Origin of the sequence: Paenibacillus sp. FSL K6-0276 (assembly GCF_037977235.1) — a bacterium.
Classification (GTDB): domain Bacteria; phylum Bacillota; class Bacilli; order Paenibacillales; family Paenibacillaceae; genus Paenibacillus_AQ.
In genome coordinates this window covers 5,188,628-5,210,513 of record NZ_CP150276.1, presented here as the reverse complement: position 1 = coordinate 5,210,513, position 21,886 = coordinate 5,188,628, and the positions used below count along the sequence as shown (strand labels likewise).

Below are 21,886 nucleotides of genomic sequence, written 5' to 3'. Positions count from 1 at the left end.
ATCCTGATAGGCTGCTATTGATAGGCCTATCAGAATACCCTTTTTTATTGTAGTAGATAGAATTAGAGTTTCATATTACTGCTGTGTCCTGGCGAAAGCTTGGCTTCTGGATCGATGTAGACTTTTGCGTTATTCACAGCCGTTGGGGCTTCGCCGAATCCTACAGCAATTAGCTTCAGCTTACCTGGATACGTGGTGATATCGCCGGCAGCAAAGATTCCTGGAATACTCGTTTCCATACGTGAGTCAACGACAATGGAGTTTCCTTCAATGTCGATACCCCACTCTGCAATGGGTCCCAGAGAGGAAACAAATCCGAAATTGACGATTACACTGTCGACTTCGATTTCTTGCGTTTCCTTGGTTTTGATATGGGATAAGGTAACCTTAGTAATGAACTCATCACCATGCAGTTCTGTAATTTCAGTAGGTGTAATTACGTTAACTTTGGAAGCCATCAGATTCTCTACGCTGTGCTCATGCGCACGGAATTTATCCCGGCGGTGAATCAGGGTTACTTGCTCCGCGATTGGTTCCAGCATTAGTGCCCAGTCTACTGCGGAATCACCACCACCGCTAATCAGAACTTTTTTATCTTTAAAGGCATTTAAATCATTTACAAAATAGTGGAGGTTGGCTTTTTCAAATCGTCCTGCGTCTGGCAGTTCTAAACGACGAGGTTCAAAAGCGCCTACGCCAGCTGTAATGATAATAGCTTTACTGTGATATTCTGCTACATCGGTTGTAACTACAAAATGGCGTTCGTCCCGTTTCTGAACAGAAATTACTTTCTCCTCCAGCCGGATATTCGATTGGAACATATCCATTTGCCGTGTCAGGTTGTCAACCAATTCTTGTGCAGTTACTTTTGGGAAACCTGCTACATCATAAATGTATTTTTCAGGATAAAGTGCAGCGAGTTGTCCTCCCAATTGGGGCATACTTTCAATAAGTGTTACTGATGCCTGACGCATCCCACCGTAAAATGCGGCAAACATGCCAGCTGGACCGCCACCTATGATTAAAAGGTCGCTCATAGGAACGCCGGATTGCTCTTGTGTCACGGGATATTACACCTCCGAGTTGATATATTCATTTTGCCATACTTGTATTCTTACTTATTATAAACATTGTGACACATACCTGCAAAGAAAGACTTTAGAACGCAATAAGAATGTGACGTTTTTTAGTATTTTAATGTTTGATTAATACTACACTAAGGTTTACAATGGATATGGTCAATTTAGAAATCCTTTAAGTTTGATTGGAATTTCTTCTAAATATAAGTGTATAAATTCACAAAAAGGACCGTACATTGTTTCAATAAAAAATACAAAGACAGATTTACCTCTTGGAAGGAGCCGGAACATGAGTAGTATTCCCAAAATCGTAATCTTAGGCGCGGGCTATGGGGGTATTTTGACCGCACAGCGCTTACAGAAGGCTTTGAACTATAATGAAGCGGATGTCACGCTCGTAAACCGTCATGAGTACCACTATTTTACTACCCATCTACATATGCCTGCGGCAGGTACGGACAGTATTGAACACACTCGGGTGTCTATTTCTAAACTAATCGATGAATTCAAGATCGATCTCGTAAAGTCATCTGTTCAGGAAATTCGTACTCAGCAGAAAAAGATTATTTTGGAGGATGGTACTCTTTCGTATGACTATCTCGTCATTGCTTTGGGCGGAGAGCCTGAAACATTCGGTATTCCAGGACTTGATAAATACGCACTTACGATCCGGAGCATCAACTCCGTTCGTTTAATTCGTGAACATATTGAGTATCAATTCGCCAAGTACAAGAACGAGAACAATGCTCAGGAGCATATCAATTTCGTAGTCGGTGGTGCTGGCTTTAGCGGAATTGAGTTTGTGGCCGAATTAGCTGACCGCATCCCTGGATTGTGTAAAGAATTTGACGTTGATCCGAGCATGGTAAATATATACAACATAGAAGCTGCGCCAACAGCTTTGCCTGGATTTGCTCCTGAACTTGTTGAGTACGCGATGAACTTGCTCACTAAGAAGGGTGTTACTTTCAAGATGGGCGTTGCTATCAAGGAATGTCTGCCAAACGGTGTGATTCTGGCGTCAGGCGAAGAAATTAAAGCTTCCACAATTGTCTGGACAGGCGGAATTCGAGGGAATCGTCTTATTGAAGCCGCTGGATTTGAAGCTATGCGTGGACGTGTGAAAGTAGATGAATATTTACGTGCACCAAGCCAAGAAAATATCTTCATTATTGGAGATGGTTCTTTGATGATTAACCCGGAAGGACGTCCTTACCCGCCAACGGCACAAATTGCTATGCAACAGGGCGAGTGCTGTGCGCATAATTTGGTGGCTGCGATTCGTAATCAACAACCAAAGAAATTCGCATTCAGCAATAAAGGAACAGTAGCTTCACTAGGCAAGGGTCAAGGTATTGCTGTAGTTGGCAGCAAAACTTACAAGGGCTGGAAAGCAGCTCAATTGAAAAAAATTGTGGATATGCGCTACTTGTTCATTATCGGTGGGATTCCGCTGGTACTGAAAAAAGGAAGATTCTTATAAGATGCGCCACTGCAGCGTACAGGTACGTGGACTGCTGACCCGTGAAGAATTGGATCGGTATAACGGTCTGATTGAGGTTGGATCTTATCTGGAGGATCAGAACCAATACGATTTGGCTTATATCGTTCAGAAGGAGATTGATCTACTCATTCTCCCTGGTATAGAACGCCTGAAGGATAAAGGTCGGGCTCGTGACCGAGCAACGGCCGAATATTTGGAAAGTCTGCGTGATGATGAAGATGACAGCAAAGAGGATGAAGAAGCAGGAACTTCGGTGTAGTAATTCAATGAATATAGCATTTAAAAAGGGTGTGTCTCCATATTGATCTGGAGACACACCCTTTTTGAAATATAAGAATTTATATGTTTCACACTATAATTTATCCTTCTATTTCTCGCAGAAACGGGTACCGTCCCTAGAAGGACGGTAATGCCGTTTCTTCTTATTACTACAATTTGAGCATTTCCTCAAAGGATTCGAGAGTCAGCAGATTGCCGACATAGAAAGGTCCGAATTCGCCGTAGCGGGCACTGACTTCGTCAAAGCGCATTTCGTAGACCAACTTCTTGAATTGCAGCGGATCTTCAGCGAACAAGGTTACACCCCATTCCCAATCATCAAAACCTACGGAGCCGGTGATAATCTGCTTCACCTTACCTGCATATCCACGTCCGATTAATCCGTGAGAAGCCATCAGCTCCCGACGTTTAGTCATATCAAGCATATACCAGTTATCGGCAAGCTCGCGTTTTTTGTTCATTGGATAGAAGCAGATATGCTTCGCTTGCGGCAAAATAGGTTTTAGACGAGCGACAACATGTGGATTCTGCATAGGATCGCTACCATCGCTGCCACCCGCAAGGTAGTTGCTTAATTCAACAATACTTACATAGGAATAGGCTTTAGTTGTATATTGAGCAAATGCTATTTTGTTAAAGGCCGTCTCAAGCTGGTTCAGATCTTCCAAACTTTCGCGCAAGAACATCATTACGAAATCGGCCTTCTGGCCAACGATGGAATATACTGCGGAGCTGCCTTCCTTTGCTTCTTCGACAGTGCTCCATTCCTGCATAAAAGCATGTAGTTCTTCTAGAGCAACGGCACGTTCTTCATCATCTGCTGCCGTCCAAGCGGTCCAGTTCAGTGAGCGGAAGTCATGCAAGGCATACCAGCCTTCCAGTGTCATAGCGGCTTCGTTCATGATCTCACTCCTTAAAAGTTTTACGAAGCATAGGCTTCGCTTGAAATAACGTTGCGTAAAACTTGCATCGGAAGCATACGCTTTGTTTTACGAAGCATAGGCTCCGTTGAAATAACATCGCGTAAAAATAGCTACGGAAGCAAACTCTTGGTTTTACGAAGCTCCTGCATCATAGACTATGTATGATTCATTAATCTATATGCATTGTATCGCAATCAAGTTGCCAAGAGCAAATGATGACATTCTGTTGTAAAAGAATTAGACCTGATTTTGAATAAAGTTCATTGCTTCGTGACATTTTTTCTAGTAAACTTACTAATAGTTCGTATAAGATGTGCGCTTTTTTATAGAAAGGGGTAGTGACGGTAAGATGGGGTTTATTCCGGTGTTTATCCTAACCGTTTTATTCTTTGTGATGATGTTTGGTATTGGATTTATTCTTAACATGTTAATGAAGACAACCTGGTTTCCCGCTTATCTGTTCGTACTTATTATTCTACCGGTTGTAATTTATTCCATTTGGGATAGAAGCGCAGTGACGCTCTGGGAGCATCTTTCCAGCTTCCATTTCGTTGATTACTTAACAGGTGTCGCTGGTCTAGCGGGTGCCGTGCTGAGCGGGTGGACGATTCAGAAGCTTCGTTTCGGCGGTTATAAGATGTTTTAAAGATTCAATATGAATACAGGCGGCTCTGATGTGAGAGTCGTTTTTTAAATCTTGAATTCTGCGAGAAACGGATACCTTCCTCTTCCAGAGGACAGTGAAGCCGTTTCTTCTTGTTTAATAGAGGTAGATATTCGTAAGAAAAAGCTGATTATATAGCGAAAAGAGTCGGAATTGGTAGTTTATTTACATTTCCGGCGACGTTTTTTATGATAGAATAGAATCCTGTATGAATTCGTGAAAACAAGGGGGTATCCGTAGATGCGCATGAGTAACTTACATCATTTCACCGAACATCATCGGTACTGCGTTTCCCGCGAATTTGGTCTTAGTGTTATAGATGGACGTATGCTTAGCTCTGTGTATCAGCCTATGGTAGGAGCTTTTGCAATCAGTTTCTATCGCTTGCTGGTTGAACATGTGCCGGCAGATAGCATTGGCTATTCTGGAGTGGAGCAACAGCGCAGGTTATTTATGACGCTAGGCGTTGAACCGAATGAGAAAGGCCGCAAATATTTAATAGATCAGGCTTCCCGGTTAGAAGCGGTAGGTCTGCTACAGACCTGTCGAATCTATGTGCCGGAAACCGATGATTACTTATATGAATATGAGCTAATGCCGCCGCTATCGCCAGCTGACTTTTTTGCCACTCAGCATTTGACGTTGCTGTTACGCGATAAAATTGGCAAATTTGCTGTGCTGTCCTTACGGGAACTATTCTGGAACCGAGAGCCAGAAGAGTGGAGTCGCAGATCCATAGGCAAAGAGAATATCTCCGTGCCTTTTTACGATATTTTTCAACTCAATACACATGTCATTGATTATGAGCTGGAGCAGGCGCTTGCGGAAGTAGCCTCTGTGCGTCAGCCTGGCATGCGTGAATCTGGAGAACAAGCTATCGGATATAGTGATATTATTTTGCGTTTTCCACGGGAGTCTGTGAATCGGGCTCATGTAGAAAAATTGCGTTTTGACCATACTCAAATGGGTGTTATTAACTATGTAGCCCATAAGTATGAACTTAGTCCGCAGGATTTATGTCGTCTGCTGGATGAAGATGGAGTGTTCTCACCGGAAGGCGAGGTTATTCTGGATGCACTGCAATATAAAGCGAGCCAGCATTTCAGGCAGGATATGAAACGACAGGAAAAGCGTGAAATTGCAGCTGCCAAGGTTGTTTCCATCCGTTCCAGTGCCTCCGAAGAGAATGATGATTCTATAGCGCCACCGGAGCAATCTGTAGAGATGGAGTATTATGTAGAAGTACCGCCACAATTCTTGTCCAAGTGTGACATTCACCAATATAATATGATGCTGCGGAACGAACCTTATACGCGGTTGCTTCAAACCTTTTTCCCAGGTGCAGTACCCAGTCATTTGATGGATATGTTCGAGAAGATAGATTTGAACTATAAGCTAAGCGGTGAAGTAATCAATGTACTTATTCATTATTTAATGACTATGGTAGCCTCAGGTGGAGAACAGCGAATGAACCGCAATTTTGTAGAAGCTATCGCTTCCAATATGCTGGTTAAACAGGTGAACACCTACGAAAAGGCTGTAAAATATATTAGGGATCAGTCCAAAGTGAAAGGCAAGGGAGCCACAGCTAACACGGCGGCAGGATCTCGATCACGTTCATATGCCAAAAATACAGGCCGATCCGCTAAACCGGAAATTCCAATTGTGCTGGACGATGGAAGTGCCGGGACGGTATCGGATGAGGAATTCGCGGCGATGATGAAGAAAGCGGCAGAAATTAAGGCCAGTAAGAAAAAAGGTGTTTCCCAAGCGCCGTAATGAGAGAGAGGTGGAACAATGGAGTCTATGGGCGATGTGCTTCGTTCGATCAACAATCCAACTCTACGACAGCGTCAACGCGATCTTGAACAAGGGTTATTCAATCATCCACTTGTGAAGGCATTACAGTCCGAACATCCTGAGTTGGACGAATCGCGACTGCGGCTTCATATGAGCCGCCTGTATCAATATGTAGAGGAAAGCCGTCACTGTGCGAACTGTCCGGGTCTAGAGAAATGTCCGAATGATTTCCCCGGTCACTTTAGCAAACTTACGGTAGAGAGCGTGAATGGTTCTGTGGACTTATATGAACGCAAGACGGCATGCCGACTTAAAGTGGCACAGGATAATCAGGATAGCATCCGCAAACGTATCCGTAGCTTTTATGTGGACGAGCGTGTGCTTAATGGCGGTTATGATGAAATAGATATTATGGGCAAAGATCCACGCCGGGTCTCGGCGGTTAATAAAATATTTGATTATATCACGAGTGTTAAGGAAGAAGGTCTGACCTCGCGCGGGATTTATTTACATGGAACCTTCGGAACAGGCAAAACGTTTCTGATGTGTTACTTGCTTCATGAGCTTGCTGTTGCCGGATATACTGGAGTTATCGTATATATGCCAGATTTTATCGAGGATTTAAAATCGATCATGATGGACGGCCAGAAGATGAAGGAAACCGTGGATACGATGAAAAACTGCGATTTACTTATTTTTGATGATATTGGTGCGGAGAATTTGAATCCTTGGGCGCGTGATCATGTGCTTGGTGCGATTCTGAATTATCGGATGAACCGTAAACCAACCATCTATACTTCGAATTATCCGCTGGATGGTTTGGAGAAGCATCTTAGCTTCACTAGCAAGGATGGCGAGGAGATCTATAAAGGTCAACGCTTGATGGATCGTATTGCTCCTTTTGTGGATGTTATTCCACTGCATGGGGAGAATCAACGGGGTACTATTAGATAAGGCTGGAATATAAAAATCCGTTTCTTCCTCAGGAAGAAACGGATTTTTATTATGCGATGATTCCCTTACTCCGAAATGAACTTAATGATCACCATGCCGAAAAAGACAACGGTCATAAATGCAGTCATTCCGAAAAATCCATTCATTAAATCGCCTAGATCATTGCGGGGTTCTTCGTTGATATGTTCTCGTGGGTCCCGTACTTGCGCGTTGACATCCATAGTTTCTGCCTCCTTACAGGGACAATGCCTGTATTGTTAAGATGCAAATTGATGTGATCATTATGAAATAAGTCATTGACATTTAATGCGCTTTCTTCAAGTATACCGAAATGCTGGGGAGATTGTAAAGAAAAGAGTAACGTAAAAAAAATAGCTTGATGGCAATATAATTGCACGTGATATTTCACATATCCCTCAAAGATATGTTATACTGGAATTGTGTCGGTAAGTGGTAATTTGGTTATCATATTACATGAAACAATTTATTAACTTATATTTTCGGAGCAACTTCCATAAACTAAGCTTTGGCTTAGAATGGAGTAATGCTTCGTAAAACTTTAGAGGAGGAACAATATCATGGCTATCGTGAACGTGTCTGACCAAACCTTCAGTAACGAAGTGGAAGGTCAAGGTACTGTAGTAGTAGACTTCTGGGCTCCTTGGTGTGGTCCTTGTAAGATGATTGCTCCAATCTTGGACGAATTGTCCGCAGAACTGGGAGACAGCGTGAAAATTGCAAAATTGAATGTGGATGAGAATCCGGAAACGGCTTCCCGTTTTGGAGTTATGAGTATCCCAACCTTGATCTTCTTCAAAGACGGTCAACCAGTAGATAAAGTTGTGGGACTGAACTCCAAAGAATCCCTGAAAAATATCGTAGCTAAACATCAATAATTGTTAAATGCTACTGTTCGGGCCTCGGCCCTGCCGCTCAGCGCCTTCGGTTCATTCCGGAGGCGTTTTGTGTGCTGAATGCCAACTAATCATGGGTCCAATTTAGCTGGAGGGGATCATTTTGGACAACATCCGCAACAAACTGGCACTATTACCCGACCTGCCCGGGTGCTATCTGATGAAGAATGAAGAAGGCACCATTATTTATGTGGGTAAGGCAAAGGTGCTTAAGAATCGGGTTCGCTCTTATTTTACAGGAAGTCATAATGGTAAAACTCAGCGGCTTGTCGCTAACATTGCTGATTTCGAATATATTGTCACGTCCAGCAACATGGAAGCGCTCATTCTCGAGTGCAATCTGATAAAGAAGCATATGCCGCGTTATAACGTTCTTCTGAAGGACGACAAGACATTTCCTTATATAAAAATAACGAATGAAACTCACCCACGCCTTGAAGTTACACGCCGGGTGATTAAAGATAAAGCAAAATATTTTGGCCCTTATCCTAATGCTTATGCAGCACAGCAAACGAAAAAGCTCCTCGACCGTATGTATCCGCTCCGTAAATGTGGCGTGATGCCGAAGGAGGTCTGTCTCTATTATCACATGGGTCAGTGCTTAGCGCCGTGTGAGAAGGAAGTGCAGAAATCCGAGTATGAGCAGATTACGCAAGAAATCGCTGCTTTTCTTGGCGGAGGCCATGAGGCGGTTAAGAAGGATTTACAGCAAAAGATGCAGGAAGCTGCTGAGGAATTATATTTTGAACGGGCAAAGGAACTACGGGATCAAATTATCCATATTGATGCATTGATGGAGAAGCAGAAGATTAACACCACAGATACTAAGGATCGTGACGTTTTTGGTTATGCTGTGGATAAGGGATGGATGTGTGTACAGATTCTGTACATGAGACAAGGGAAAATGATACAGCGCCATTCCTCCGTGTTTCCGTTCTATGGGGAAGCCTACAGTGACTTTATGTCTTATGTAACACAGTATTATAGCGATAATCCGGCCCTACCGCAGGAAATTCTACTGCCGGATGTGCTTGACGATGAAGCTCTGGCTGATAAAGAAGCTAAACCGGAGATTGCCATTGCTGCTCCAGCCGAAGAAGATTTACAAAAGGGGGAAGATTCCCCCGAATCGGCTGAAGAAGCTGAGGCACGTGAAACGGCGGCTGAGGAAGCTGCGGCAGCAGGTGTCGTTGATGCGGCAGGTGGCGCCTCTATTCTACAGGAGTGGCTGGGCATCAAAGTGCTGGTGCCACAGCGCGGTCTCAAGAAGCAGATGATCGGTATGGCCTGTCAAAATGCACGAGTCGCTATCGACGAGAAGTTCCGGCTAATTGAACGGGATGAAGAGCGTACCTCTGGAGCTGTGATCAGCTTAGGCGAGAGCTTGGGTCTTGAACGCTTGAGCCGAATCGAGGCGTTCGATAACTCGAACATTCAGGGGACCAATCCGGTCTCTGCGATGGTTGTCTTCATTGATGGCAAGCCCGCGCGAAAAGAGTATCGTAAATATAAGGTTCGTACGGTAGTGGGTGCGGATGATTATGGAACGATGCGCGAGGTCATTCGGCGGCGGTATGAGCGGGTGCTGAAAGAGAATCTTCCGATGCCGGATCTTATTGTGGTCGATGGTGGTAAAGGGCAGATATCCTCGGCCATTGATATTCTGGAGAATGAGCTGGGGTTATTCATTCCGGTCTGTGGTCTCGTCAAGGATGACAAGCACAAGACGGCTCAGCTTTTGGTTGGAGATCCGCCAGAGCCCGTCACGCTGGCCCGGGATAGTCAGGAATTTTACCTGTTGCAACGGATCCAGGATGAGGTCCATAGGTTCGCTATCACCTTCCACCGTGAACAGCGCGGGAAGTCCATGGTTACCTCCAAGCTGGATTCCATACCAGGTATAGGGGAGAAGCGGCGCAAGGCGCTACTCAAGCATTTTGGATCGCTCAAGAAAATTAAAGAAGCCTCTATAGAGGATTTCCGATCACTTTCTATAGGCGAAAAGCTGGCTAGTCAAATTCTTGAGGCGCTCAAGGATGAAGAGCCATCGACATAGGAATGCAGGAAACAATTCCATCTAAATACAAAAAAAGGTGTCATAGCAGGGTTGCTGCTGTGACACCTTTTTTTCATTATCGGGTATCGATCCGTCACTTCTTTAAGTTACGGATGTCGGTTCAATCGGCTTAGGTTCAGGTTTCTGCGGCGGATTAAATCGATAGACGATGTAGCCGACTATAAAAGGCATGATAATGGCAAATATACCAGCCCCTACATTCACGCTCTCCTTCATAAAGATCAGCGTAGCACCCATCAGAATGCTGTCAAACACGACGTGACTGAACATGACGGCAATAAAGCCGTAACGAAGGAAAATATAGCTGAAGAGCAGCCCGATCACGGTCAGCTCAATGGGACGGGAGCTGATGGGATAGATCGGATATAGCGTATGGCCAAACGCCCAGACGAGCGTGGTGATCAGGCAAGCAATGAACGTGCTCCGGAATACCTTTTTCAACATAGGGATTCCGAACAAGCGATAAATAGCTTCCTCGGATAAACCAGCGAGCCATGCAACGATGGGCAGCAGCCAAGCATATCTCATGTTGTAAGGAGATTGGGTAGCATCAGTAGTGGACCAGTTATTCATGGTAAATGATAATACAATGAACATAAGGGTCTGCACACCTAGCAGCACGAATGCCCAGATGTACCCGGCCCGGATACTATCCAGCACATATTTTCCGTAGCCAGGCTCTTTGGCACGAGGCCACGGGTTCATCCCCTCCTCTTTTTTCCATAGGCCGTCGCCTCCAACTAGAGAAAAATAGAGCAGGGAGGACATTAGCAGGCTATATAAGGCATAAATGATGAACATAATGACGGAGGTTATCTGAGCCTCGAGCCCTTCACCTGAGGATTCAGGTAGCATATTGTAGGTGCTGATCATCATGATTACAAAATAAGCCGAGCTTAGGAATATTCCACGCTTAAAAGAGGTATGCTCTCTTCGAAGTATGCTGTAGATGAGTGCCAGAATTCCCAGAGCTAGTGTAGGCAAGCCATAGCCGAACAGAGTAAGCTTTTCCGCGAGGGAGGTTTGGTCCTTCACATAGGAGGTATGCCAGGCAGGAGCAGAGAATCCAGACTTAAAGCTGGATACCTGTTCTCCAGTGAAATCGAAATAATAGTGTAGTAAGGATTCGCCGATCTGAACGGAACGATCTGTATACACGAGCCCGTAGTTTCCCGTATTGGATTCAATTTGTAGCTTGGCGGGATTCACATCCCATTCTTGAAGCCAGGGGCGGGCAAGATTTTCTTTTTGCGCAAGGGACAAAGTAGTACCCTTGTCCTCTTCTTTTGCACTAGCTGATACATTGCTTGGTAACCCTGCAGAGGATGCTTCTGCACCTTGTGTGAAGGCGACAACTGCGCCAGTATACATATTGAGGTCAACGGAGATCAGGGGCTCTTGTTCCGCTGAAGGGCTAAGTGTTACACGGAAGACGTCAAAAGGATAACGTTGATCCAGTTTGTTCTTAGTATAGTCTTCCAGAAGCTTCTCGCGGGACATATAACCGTAAAAGGAAGAGTCTGTCTGGTAGAGTACATTCCACTGATCGTTTGGTGTTTCGGTGTAGCTTAGCTTTTGTTCTGCGAATGATATCGCTTTGTCGCGGGCTTCAGCCTTGCTGATGACGGTAGTATCTACCCCTGTAGGGCTATTTAGCACCGAGGGGGCAATCTGAAACATAATAAATAGAATAAGACCGATAATGCCCGAGATGATGAGCCTCTTGGAGAGGGCACGTTGCTGTAAGGGCTGGCCGACGGGATTCATGTAACGCCTCCTTGTTATGAACTGACAATGTTATGTTCATTATAGTATTAGTGCCTTGGTAGTTACAAAAATCATTGTATATTCTTTTTATGGGTAATAGAGATATTATAGAATAGGTAACCTAATATATACCATGAATTTAAGGTGATCATTTCTTCATTTTTCATGAAAATCGGTGCAATTGCAGGGAAAACACGGAAAAGGGATGAGAATAGGCCCTCCTTTTGACACATTCTCTCCAAACCGCTTTTTTCATATGAATTCACCATTAAAAGTGTCTTTGTGAATTATTGAAATAACGTATATAATTTGTATGCAATTGTATAGTAGCCGAATTTCAGGTGAAAACGGGGGAACCACAAGAAGTGATGAAGAGATGAGTGTACACCATAAACGGTGGCATTATTCATCAGGGGTGAATTTCGTTCTAGGAACGAATAGGGCAGCCTGCACAGTCCGAATCCGTCAGCTAACCTCGTAGGCTAATTTACTGCAGGGACCAAGGGTAGCATTGGTTTTCCAGTGCTTTTTTTGTTGGGATTTTTTAAATTTAAATAAGAGGGTGAGCATAGTGGCTTCACAGTTTCGCAGGCTTTCTGAATCAAAGTTCCTGAAGCTCTCTCCGCCTCAGATTTTGGTGCTCGGTTTTGCATCGATCATTCTGATAGGAGCCTTGCTGCTTATGCTTCCCATTTCGAGTACCAGCGGGAATGTTGTGAGCTTTATTGATGCGTTGTTTACTGCAACTTCCGCAACCTGTGTGACAGGACTTGTGGTGCTAGACACCGGGACGACATTCACCATTTTTGGGAAAACCGTGATTATGGTGCTTATTCAGGTCGGCGGCTTAGGGTTTATGACAATGGCAACCCTATTTGCCATGATGATGAAACGCAAAATCTCCTTGCGGGACAGACTGATCCTGCAGGAAGCAATGAACCAAGGTTCTATGGAGGGAATTGTTCGACTGATCCGGAGAGTACTTATTTATTCTTTGGTCATTGAAGGCTGTGCAGCCGTGCTGCTGTCCATACGCTGGGCATTTGATATGCCGCTGGGAAAGGCCATTTATTTTGGGATATTTCATGCGGTGTCCATGTTTAATAATGCTGGATTTGATATTTTCGGGAATTTCCGGAGTTTAACGGATTATGTATATGATCCGCTTGTGAATATCGTCGTGATGTTTCTGATTGTCTCCGGCGGTATCGGTTTTATTGTTATGTCTGATCTGGTGGAGTTTCGTGTAAAACGTAAATTATCTTTGCATAGCAAAGTTGTACTCTCTACCACTACAGGGCTTATTCTTATCGGCGCTTTGGTGATTTTTATATTTGAATTTACGAATCAGCGCACACTGGGCAATCTGAGTTTCGGCGGCAAAATCTTATCAGCGTTCTTTCAATCCGTAACGCCCCGTACCGCAGGCGCCAACACGGTAGATATTGCCGGACTGCGGCAGGCCTCACAGTTTTTTATGGTTATTCTTATGTTTATTGGCGCATCTCCGGGCTCAACAGGTGGCGGGGTCAAGACTACAACCTTTACGATTATGATTGGTGCAGTAATAACGATGCTGCGCGGGCGTGAAGATGTTGTGCTGTTCCGTTATCGATTGGCGCAGGAGCGTATCTATAAAGCGTTGACGCTAACATTACTCGCTTTACTATTGGTCCTCTCTGTGTCGATGTTACTGTCCACAACAGAGGATAGTAATTTCTTGGCGATACTATTTGAGACGACCTCAGCTTTTGCCACGGTGGGACTAACCATGGGGCTGACACCTGAACTATCTATCATCGGCAAGATTCTGATCTGCCTGACGATGTTTGCGGGTCGGCTAGGTCCATTAACATTAGTGTATGCGCTTGGACCTAAACAGGGTAAACCATTGTATAAGCACCCAGAAGGTAAAATAATTATTGGATAGGAGTTAATCGGAAATGAAAGCACAGCAATTTGTAGTAATCGGCTTAGGCCGCTTTGGGTCAAGTCTCGCGCTCGAACTGATGGCAATGGGCTACGAGGTGCTCGGGATTGATCACCATGAGGAGCGCGTGGAGGAAATGAGCGATCACCTGACACATGCGGTAGTGGCAGATGCTACAGATGAGGGGATTATGCGCTCGCTTGGCGTGCGGAACTTTGACTGTGGGATTATAGCGATTGGCGACAATATGGAGCGCAGTATTCTGGCGGCTATTTTGTTAAAAGAGATTGGAGTCAAGCAAGTTGTTGCCAAGGCGATCTCGATTCTTCATGGTCGTGCGTTGTCCAGACTGGGCGTAGACCGGGTTATTTTTCCGGAGCGGGATATGGGTATTCGTGTGGCACATCAGCTCGTGACGCCCAATTTGCTGGATTATATTGAACTGTCCAAGGATTATAAAATAGTCGAGCTAAACGTTCCGTCCTGCATGAACGGGAAAAGCTTGTCAGATTTAAATACAAGAGCGAAATATGGCTGCAGTATTGTTGCCCTAAACAGGGAAAGTGGAATTATTGTTGCTCCAACAGCCCATGATCATTTGAGCGAGGGCGACGTAATGGTACTCATTGGTTCTAATGAAAGTATTGATCGATTTGAGAATGAGGTTGTAAACCAAGATTAAATAGTTAAGCCCTCCGTCCTTTACATGGGACGGAGGGCTTTTTAAATAAGTCATAGGTTGCATGCAGGTATTACTTCTCTCGTTCTGTCAGAAACATCTCCTCTGTAACCTGCACCAGGCTGCGGGCTGCTGTGCTCAGGCTTCCATCGTCGCGGTAGATCAGGCAGGTAGTTCGCTGGGTCTGCTCCAGCTCCTTAATATGCAGAGATACCAGCCCTCCGCCGTTCAACAGCTGCGGACGCAAATAAGACTTTGGCAGTAACGCGGCAACTTTGACCGTCGGCAGCAGCCGCACGATGGCCTCGAAGGAGTCAATCTCCATGCGTACGTCCGGATCAATTCCACAGCGCTGGAACAGATCGTCCGTTAGACGTCGGTACCAAGTGCCTTTGGAGAAGAGGATCATAGGCAGTCGGGACAGATCATCCATAGTTAGCTTAGAAGATTGATTCAGAGGATGATGCTCTGAAACGACCAATCGAAGTTGATCCTCAAACAGAGAAATGCAGCGCAGTCCAGGTTCTTGGATTGAGGAAGCGATCAGGCCTATATCTGATTTCCCTTCACTGACTGAGGAGACAATCTCATGGGTTCGGCCTGTGATTAGCTTCAGCTCCGCTGTAGGGTATTTCTCCATATATGCGTTGACTAGAGGAGGAAGAGTGGTCTGCAGTGAGGTAAGAGATGCCCCCAAGGTGACGAGCTTCGGCTCTCCTTCTTTGTATTTAGACAAAGCCTCCAGAAATTTAGAGCGCTGCTGCCGTTGTTCAAGTGCGTAGGAATAAGTGAGACGCCCAACCTCGGTTAACTCCAGCCGCTTGCCGTAACGATTAAATAGCGCGACACCTAGACGTTCTTCCAACTTGGAGATTTTACGAGATAGGGCAGGTTGGGAAAGATTGAGTTGGCGTGAGGCCCGATTCAGGCTGGAATGTTCCACAACCGCTGCAAAAACATCTAAATCGTCAAACATTTTTATGTTCCTCTCGTAGTGCAATGTATAAACAGTAGTGACGAAAATCATAGCTGTGAGGACAACACTTCTTGCTCCATAAGGGAAATAAGTTTTGTCGGAAAATGTTGTTTCTCTAAATGAGAATTATTATCATATAAAATCTATTCTTATGCGTTTATTGTATAACGATTAATAATTAGATTGCAATTCCCTTATAAGTGAAAAAGGAGTAACATGAAAAGTGACACAAGATATTCACAATTTGTGAAAAAGAAAACAAAGTCCGGGAAACCAAGGGATAGCAGTAAATAAAGGCATTTTGTCATTACATAGTCTACGTTATCCTGGGTGAACACACATTAATGAAAACGCTGTTTTAATCGGAAAGGGGTTACTTTGTATGAAAGGATTTTATTCCAGAAAGATTCATTCCTTGCTAGGCGTTATCCCACTTGGAGCATTCTTCATTGAGCACATGATGACGAATTTTGCGGCTGTTGAGGGTGGCGCTTCCGGTTTCACTGACAGTGTAATATGGCTGAACAGCCTGCCGCTTGTCTTCTTCCTGGAATTGTTCGGTATATGGCTTCCTCTGCTGTACCATGGAGTATACGGACTGTATATTGCCTATCAATCCAAGCCGAACTTGAACCGTTTCAACATTGAAAGAAACTGGCGTTATACGCTGCAACGCATTACAGGAATTATTACTTTTATCTTTATAGTATGGCATTTGTTCCAAACCCGGGTTCAGGTGGCAGTTGGTAATGTGGAGCACGAAGAATTGGGCGGTCTGATGCACGATATCGTGACTCAGCCACTGATGTTGACACTGTATATTATCGGTATCGTTGCTGCATGTTTTCACTTCTCGAACGGCCTATGGTCTTTCTTGATCAGTTGGGGAATCACTGTCGGACCTCGTGCACAGCGGGTATCCTCTTACCTTTGTCTTGGTATATTTGTTCTTGTTACGTTTATGTTCCTCATTTCGCTGGTTACTTTTCGTGACAATGAATTCCAAGCAGCAGCATCCATTGCCCAGTCCATAAAGACCTTCATTTAAGGAACAACCATCTCAGGACTAGATCCAGAATCCTTTCTGATATTTTCGATAAAGGGAGTGAACTATCATGGCAACAGCAGATATCATTATCGTGGGCGGCGGTTTAGCCGGTCTGATGGCTACCATCAAGGCAGCGGAGTCCGGTGCGCATGTCCATTTATTCTCATTAGTTCCTGTAAAAAGATCACACTCCGTATGTGCGCAAGGCGGCATCAACGGCGCTGTAAATACGAAAGGTGAGGGAGACTCACCTTGGGAGCATTTCGACGACACCGTCTACGGCGGTGACTTTTTGGCGAATCAGCCGCCGGTCAAGGCAATGTGTGAAGCTGCGCCGGGCATCATCCACCTTATGGACCGGATGGGCGTAATGTTCAACCGCACACCAGAGGGATTGCTCGACTTCCGTCGGTTCGGTGGAACGAAACGTCACCGTACAGCTTTTGCTGGCGCTACGACAGGTCAACAGCTTCTATATGCGCTGGATGAGCAAGTGCGCCGCTGGGAGTCAGAAGGTCTCGTAACTAAACGTGAGAACTGGGAGTTCCTCTCGGCGATCATCGACGACGAAGGCGTATGCCGCGGCATTAGTGCCCAGAATCTCAAAACGATGGAGATTGAGACTTTTCCTGCGGATGCTGTTATTTTGGCTAGCGGCGGGCCTGGTATTATTTTTGGAAAAACGACGAACTCCGTGATTAATACTGGCACAGCCGCAAGTGCGGTGTACCAACAGGGCGTACATTACGCTAACGGAGAATTTATACAAATTCACCCAACCGCTATTCCGGGAGATGACAAGCTTCGTTTGATGTCGGAATCAGCACGTGGTGAAGGCGGTCGCATCTGGACTTATAAAGACGGAAAACCGTGGTATTTCCTTGAAGAGAAATATCCAGCCTATGGTAACTTGGTGCCGCGCGATATTGCTACACGTGAGATCTTCAATGTGTGTGTGGATCAAGGTCTGGGCATTAACGGTGAGAACATGGTGTATTTGGATCTCTCCCATAAGGACCCGAAAGAGCTGGACGTGAAGCTTGGCGGCATTATTGAAATCTATGAGAAGTTCATGGGGGATGATCCCCGTAAAATACCAATGAAAATCTTCCCCGCTGTGCACTATTCAATGGGCGGCATGTGGGTTGATTACAATCAAATGACGAATATTCCTGGTCTTTTTGCAGCAGGGGAATGTGAATATCAATATCATGGAGCGAATCGTCTAGGCGCCAACTCTCTGGTATCCGCCATTTACGGTGGTATGGTCGCTGGACCAAAGGCTGTTGAATACATTAAAGGTCTGAAGAAATCATCACAAGATATCTCTTCTTCCGTATACGATAGCTTCCATAAAAAGCAGACGGACAGATATGAGTCTCTGTTAGCGATGTCAGGTACAGAGAATGCTTATGTGATCCACAAAGAACTAGGCGAATGGATGACCGCCAATATGACGGTTGTGCGGCACAATCCGAAGCTGGAAGCGACCATTGGCAAAATCAAAGAGCTTAAAGAGCGCTATCGTAATATCAATATGAACGATACGTCGCGCTGGAATAACCAAGGTGTGGCCTTCACCCGTCAGCTATGGAACATGCTGGAGCTGTCCGAGGCAATGACGCTGGGAGCGCTTATGCGCAATGAGAGCCGCGGCGCACATTACAAGCCTGAATTCCCAGATCGTAATGATGAGGAATTCTTGAAGACCACTAAAGCAGCCTGGACTGCAGATGGTCCGCAAATCTCCTACGACGAAGTCGATGTCTCACTGATTCCTCCACGGGTACGTGATTATTCGAAGGATTAATATTCTAAGCAACGAAACAGCTTGCGAGGCAAGCTTTATGAAATAAAATTAGGCAATTTGAGGAGGGAACCATTATGGCGGAAACAGCTACAGCTCCCAAAAACGTGAAATTTATCATCACCCGCCAGGACGATCCGCAAAGCTCATCTTATATTGAGGAATTTGAGCTTCCTTATCGTCCAGGTATGAATGTAATCAGTGCTTTGATGGAAATTCAGCGTAACCCTGTGAATGCCAAAGGTGACAACACAGTTCCGGTATGCTGGGATTCCAACTGTCTAGAAGAAGTATGCGGAGCTTGCTCGATGGTGATTAACGGCAAACCTCGCCAAGCCTGCGCAGCGCTTATAGACAATCTGGAGCAGCCTGTACGTATCGAACCGATGAAGACATTTCCGGTAGTGCGTGACTTAGTAATTGACCGTACCCGGATGTTCAATGCGCTTAAACGAGTGAAAGCTTGGATTCCAATCGATGGTACGTACGATCTTGGACCGGGACCAAGGATGCCGGAGAAGAAACGGCAGTGGGCCTATGAATTATCTAAATGTATGACTTGCGGCGTGTGTTTGGAGGCTTGTCCGAATGTCAACGAGAAAACGGATTTCATAGGACCTGCAGCCATCTCTCAAGTACGCCTGTTCAACGCTCATCCTACGGGTGAAATGAATGCTGATGAAAGATTGGACGCTCTGATGGAAGATGGCGGTATTGATGGTTGTGGTAACTCACAGAACTGTGTACGCGCTTGTCCGAAGGGTATTCCTCTTACTACATCCATTGCAGAAATTAATAAGCAGACGACAAAACATATGTTCAAACGCTGGTTAGGTGTGTAATAAGTAGTACCGCCAGAACTTAAATATTGAGCTATCCTCAAAGGTGGATTTTCATTCGCTGGGGATAGCTTTTTTGTTTATAATTGGTAGGGAATAGAAAATTCGTCTAGCTCAGAATATGATTAGTATATGCTATAATATCCATTGTTAACGTACGTTAGGTGTGGAACAACAGGGAGGAATAATCGTGATTTGTCGGGAGCATGATGGAGCAATTGTAATGGTTAAACAGCATGATCACGGGAAGTTAGCCGGAGAGCTTGCCATTTGGTTCAAGGAAGAGCATGTGCCAGAAGAAGGGCGCCGGGATGAGGTGCTCTGGGCGGTGGCCGAACATGATCGGGGCTGGATTGATCTGGATGAGACGCCTTTTTGGAACGATGCGGCGCATGCGCCTTACAGCTTTATTGATTTTCCTGTAGTACCGAAGCTGACCTTTTATAAGCGAGGATTGGATGAGATCGAGGCGCGGACACCGTATGGAGCGCTCCTGAGCAGCTTGCATTTTGAACGTCTCATTAAGATTTCGGGACTGGATTATCCAGAACTGACTTTATATCAAGAGCATGAAGAGGAACGCAGGGCTCGTATTCACAGAGAGCTCGAAGTGTCAAAGCCTATTGGTGAGGATGAGCTGTATTATGATGCCCGCCTTTTAGAGTTCTGCGATGACTTGTCCTTATATTTGGGCTTAAATGAACCAGGAAGTCCGAAATCGGAGGAGCATCCTTGGTGGAAGGAAGGTTTTTCCGGCAGTGAAGATTTCAGCTTTACATCAGGCCGTACAATAACTGCGGAATGGAAGGGAAAGTCAACATTAATGCTGGACCCTTTTCCATTTAAAAAGACGCTGGAAGTAGCGTTCATGCTGAGACGAGTTCAAAAGTCGGACATTGCGAAGAAAGGCATTGCACAAGCTTACGGTGATACGCCGGAAGAAGAATGCCGGATTGTACTGATGGCTCGAAACGAAAGCTGAATGGATACTTCGTTTGGACATTCAGTTGTTCGGGGATAAGGTACAGAAAGGAGAATCTCCGTATGAAGATACAATCGTCTGGGGCTTCTCCCGATAAGGATAACAATCATTCGGGTAGAGACACCCACTATAGCACCTCTGGGCGGCGATCTCAGGGCAAGACTACAATGACCCGCCGCCAGTTCCTAGCTCGGGGTGCGGCCACTGTAATCGGCGCTGGCTTGCTTACAAGTGGTTACGCTTGGCAAGGGGAGCCTAACTGGATTGAGGTTACTAAGCTGAAGTTGTCTTTCAAAGATCTTCCTTCCGCTTTTTCAGGCATGAAGATTGCCCATTTCAGTGATACTCATCTTGGGTTTAATAAGGATGCCCGTGATCTAGCTCGGCTTGCAGAACGTATAATCAAAGCTGAACCCGATCTCATTTGCTTTACCGGTGACATCGTTGATAGCAATCCTGAGGATCTTGTAGAATCCGTATCTGTTCTAGCAGCGCTGAATGCTCCTCTGGGAAAATATGCCATTCTAGGCAACCATGACTATAAGAATACGAAGCGAATTACCGAGCTGCTGAACTCTGCTGGCTTTCTGGTGCTGAGGAATGAAGCCTATCTTCTGAAAAGGGGCGGTGCCGTTATGGCTGTGACGGGACTGGATGATCTGCTGCATGGCGAGCCTGACCCTGTGAAGGCACTCAGTGGTGTGCCTGCAGGAACCTTTACCGTTCTGATGATGCATGAACCGGATTATGCAGATACAGCACAGGCTCATTCATTTCATTTACAGCTATCCGGGCACAGCCATGGTGGACAAATTCGCATGCCGCTTTTAGGTGCGCCATTCACCCCTTATGGATCCCAAAAATACATAAATGGTTTGTATTATACAGATGCCAAGAGCATGCCAGTGTATGTGAATAGAGGCTTTGGCGAAACAGTCATGCCTTTTCGTTTTCTTTGTAGACCTGAATTAACGGTGCTGACACTGCACCATTCATCGGATGGATAGGCTGAACTTTTAGCTGTACGGAGGGGGAGAGAATATGAGTACCTATGAGGCAGTATCGTTCCAGATACAACAAGGTGTGGCGGTTGACCTGAGGCTGATCCTGCCCGAGGATGCCAGTGCTTTACAGCAACTGCTCTCCTATCCAGAAGTGCAGACTCATATTCAAATACGCTCTAGTGCTGGATCAGACAATGCTCAGGTGGAGAAGATAGTGAACCGAATGTTATTCGCATTCGACCCTTGTGCGCTTCATGCGGGAATCTATTTGAAGGAGCCGCAGAAATTGATCGGTATTGTTGCTTTGCAGCATTGGAATCGCCGTGAGGGCAAGGCCACTCTAGGATATATGCTGGACCCGGCGTGGTGGGGATGCGGTCTGGCGACAGAGGCTGTTGGCTTACTGTTGAATTACAGTGTTCATACGCTTGGAATAACAAAGATCGAAGGACGCTGCAGGGGAGATAATGTTGGATCTGAACGTGTAATGATTAAGAACGGTATGATGTTGGAACGGGTGGTGCCGAGAGTGGGCTCCTTGGACGATGTAATGAAAGTATTCACATTGTTACACAAATGAAATAATGCCGTTATGAAACTCTAACAGTGTCCGGTTAAACTAAGTACATGACCCCCTTTTAAAAATATAAATGCTTTGGG

20 protein-coding genes and 1 riboswitch are annotated in these 21,886 nt (G+C 45.3%); of the genes, 15 read left to right on the top strand and 5 right to left on the bottom strand.

The window, feature by feature from the left end:
- Positions 1–62 precede the first annotated feature (62 nt).
- Positions 63–1,064: an NAD(P)/FAD-dependent oxidoreductase gene (locus tag MHH52_RS24495; protein ID WP_042130891.1), complete on the bottom strand. Its 1,002-nt coding sequence runs from the start codon at positions 1,062–1,064 to the stop codon at positions 63–65.
- A 304-nt stretch (positions 1,065–1,368) separates the two neighbouring features.
- Between MHH52_RS24495 and MHH52_RS24490 the strand changes: the two genes are divergently transcribed.
- Both MHH52_RS24490 and MHH52_RS24485 read left to right on the top strand, forming a co-directional pair.
- Positions 1,369–2,562, top strand: a complete 1,194-nt coding sequence (locus MHH52_RS24490; protein ID WP_313638188.1) for an NAD(P)/FAD-dependent oxidoreductase — start codon at positions 1,369–1,371, stop codon at positions 2,560–2,562.
- Position 2,563: 1 nt separating this feature from the next.
- Positions 2,564–2,842, top strand: coding sequence for a hypothetical protein (locus MHH52_RS24485; RefSeq protein WP_340004916.1), 279 nt, complete (start codon positions 2,564–2,566; stop codon positions 2,840–2,842).
- A 169-nt stretch (positions 2,843–3,011) separates the two neighbouring features.
- On the opposite strand, the gene hemQ is transcribed toward MHH52_RS24485, so the two are convergent.
- Positions 3,012–3,764, bottom strand: coding sequence for a hydrogen peroxide-dependent heme synthase (gene hemQ / locus MHH52_RS24480; RefSeq protein WP_340004914.1), 753 nt, complete (start codon positions 3,762–3,764; stop codon positions 3,012–3,014).
- A 370-nt stretch (positions 3,765–4,134) separates the two neighbouring features.
- On the opposite strand from hemQ, the gene MHH52_RS24475 reads away from it, so the two are divergent.
- The 3 genes from MHH52_RS24475 to dnaI all read left to right on the top strand — a co-directional run bounded on the left by MHH52_RS24475 (position 4,135) and on the right by dnaI (position 7,203).
- Positions 4,135–4,431, top strand: coding sequence for a YuiB family protein (locus MHH52_RS24475; protein ID WP_340004913.1), 297 nt, complete (start codon positions 4,135–4,137; stop codon positions 4,429–4,431).
- A gap of 258 nt (positions 4,432–4,689) precedes the next feature.
- Positions 4,690–6,228, top strand: coding sequence for a DnaD domain protein (locus MHH52_RS24470; protein ID WP_340004911.1), 1,539 nt, complete (start codon positions 4,690–4,692; stop codon positions 6,226–6,228).
- An 18-nt stretch (positions 6,229–6,246) separates the two neighbouring features.
- Entirely contained in the window at positions 6,247–7,203 is a 957-nt protein-coding gene (gene dnaI, locus MHH52_RS24465; protein WP_313638193.1) for a primosomal protein DnaI, read from the top strand.
- A 65-nt stretch (positions 7,204–7,268) separates the two neighbouring features.
- On the opposite strand, the gene MHH52_RS24460 is transcribed toward dnaI, so the two are convergent.
- Positions 7,269–7,424 (bottom strand): YqzM family protein, encoded by a 156-nt coding sequence (locus tag MHH52_RS24460; protein ID WP_094871648.1) that lies wholly within the window; start codon positions 7,422–7,424, stop codon positions 7,269–7,271.
- A 357-nt stretch (positions 7,425–7,781) separates the two neighbouring features.
- On the opposite strand from MHH52_RS24460, the gene trxA reads away from it, so the two are divergent.
- Entirely contained in the window at positions 7,782–8,099 is a 318-nt protein-coding gene (gene trxA / locus MHH52_RS24455; protein ID WP_042130884.1) for a thioredoxin, read from the top strand.
- A 121-nt stretch (positions 8,100–8,220) separates the two neighbouring features.
- Positions 8,221–10,173: an excinuclease ABC subunit UvrC gene (uvrC, locus tag MHH52_RS24450; protein ID WP_313638195.1), complete on the top strand. Its 1,953-nt coding sequence runs from the start codon at positions 8,221–8,223 to the stop codon at positions 10,171–10,173.
- Between the two features lie 102 nt (positions 10,174–10,275).
- On the opposite strand, the gene MHH52_RS24445 is transcribed toward uvrC, so the two are convergent.
- Positions 10,276–11,961, bottom strand: coding sequence for a CPBP family intramembrane glutamic endopeptidase (locus MHH52_RS24445; protein ID WP_340004909.1), 1,686 nt, complete (start codon positions 11,959–11,961; stop codon positions 10,276–10,278).
- A 318-nt stretch (positions 11,962–12,279) separates the two neighbouring features.
- Positions 12,280–12,463, top strand: a riboswitch (cyclic di-AMP (ydaO/yuaA leader).
- Between the two features lie 69 nt (positions 12,464–12,532).
- On the opposite strand from MHH52_RS24445, the gene MHH52_RS24440 reads away from it, so the two are divergent.
- Together MHH52_RS24440 and MHH52_RS24435 are read left to right on the top strand one after the other, a co-directional pair.
- Entirely contained in the window at positions 12,533–13,891 is a 1,359-nt protein-coding gene (locus MHH52_RS24440) for a TrkH family potassium uptake protein (protein WP_313638197.1), read from the top strand.
- Between the two features lie 13 nt (positions 13,892–13,904).
- Entirely contained in the window at positions 13,905–14,573 is a 669-nt protein-coding gene (locus MHH52_RS24435; protein WP_340004907.1) for a TrkA family potassium uptake protein, read from the top strand.
- Positions 14,574–14,643: 70 nt separating this feature from the next.
- On the opposite strand, the gene MHH52_RS24430 is transcribed toward MHH52_RS24435, so the two are convergent.
- Positions 14,644–15,546 (bottom strand): LysR family transcriptional regulator, encoded by a 903-nt coding sequence (locus MHH52_RS24430; RefSeq protein WP_313638199.1) that lies wholly within the window; start codon positions 15,544–15,546, stop codon positions 14,644–14,646.
- A 382-nt stretch (positions 15,547–15,928) separates the two neighbouring features.
- Here MHH52_RS24430 and MHH52_RS24425 point away from each other — a divergent pair, with 382 nt between their 5' ends.
- The 6 genes from MHH52_RS24425 (at position 15,929) to MHH52_RS24400 (ending at position 21,806) form a co-directional block, all read left to right on the top strand.
- Positions 15,929–16,594 (top strand): succinate dehydrogenase cytochrome b558 subunit, encoded by a 666-nt coding sequence (locus MHH52_RS24425; protein ID WP_313638200.1) that lies wholly within the window; start codon positions 15,929–15,931, stop codon positions 16,592–16,594.
- A gap of 67 nt (positions 16,595–16,661) precedes the next feature.
- On the top strand, positions 16,662–18,404 hold the full coding sequence (sdhA, locus tag MHH52_RS24420; RefSeq protein ID WP_313638201.1) for a succinate dehydrogenase flavoprotein subunit: 1,743 nt from the start codon (positions 16,662–16,664) through the stop codon (positions 18,402–18,404).
- A 74-nt stretch (positions 18,405–18,478) separates the two neighbouring features.
- Positions 18,479–19,243 carry a succinate dehydrogenase iron-sulfur subunit gene (sdhB, locus tag MHH52_RS24415; protein WP_313638202.1) on the top strand — a complete coding sequence of 255 codons (765 nt, stop codon included), beginning with the start codon at positions 18,479–18,481 and terminating at the stop codon, positions 19,241–19,243.
- Between the two features lie 187 nt (positions 19,244–19,430).
- Entirely contained in the window at positions 19,431–20,222 is a 792-nt protein-coding gene (locus MHH52_RS24410) for a DUF3891 family protein (protein WP_313638203.1), read from the top strand.
- A gap of 62 nt (positions 20,223–20,284) precedes the next feature.
- Positions 20,285–21,229, top strand: coding sequence for a metallophosphoesterase (locus tag MHH52_RS24405; protein WP_340004904.1), 945 nt, complete (start codon positions 20,285–20,287; stop codon positions 21,227–21,229).
- A gap of 34 nt (positions 21,230–21,263) precedes the next feature.
- Positions 21,264–21,806 carry a GNAT family N-acetyltransferase gene (locus MHH52_RS24400; RefSeq protein ID WP_340004902.1) on the top strand — a complete coding sequence of 181 codons (543 nt, stop codon included), beginning with the start codon at positions 21,264–21,266 and terminating at the stop codon, positions 21,804–21,806.
- The last annotated feature ends 80 nt before the right edge of the window (positions 21,807–21,886 follow it).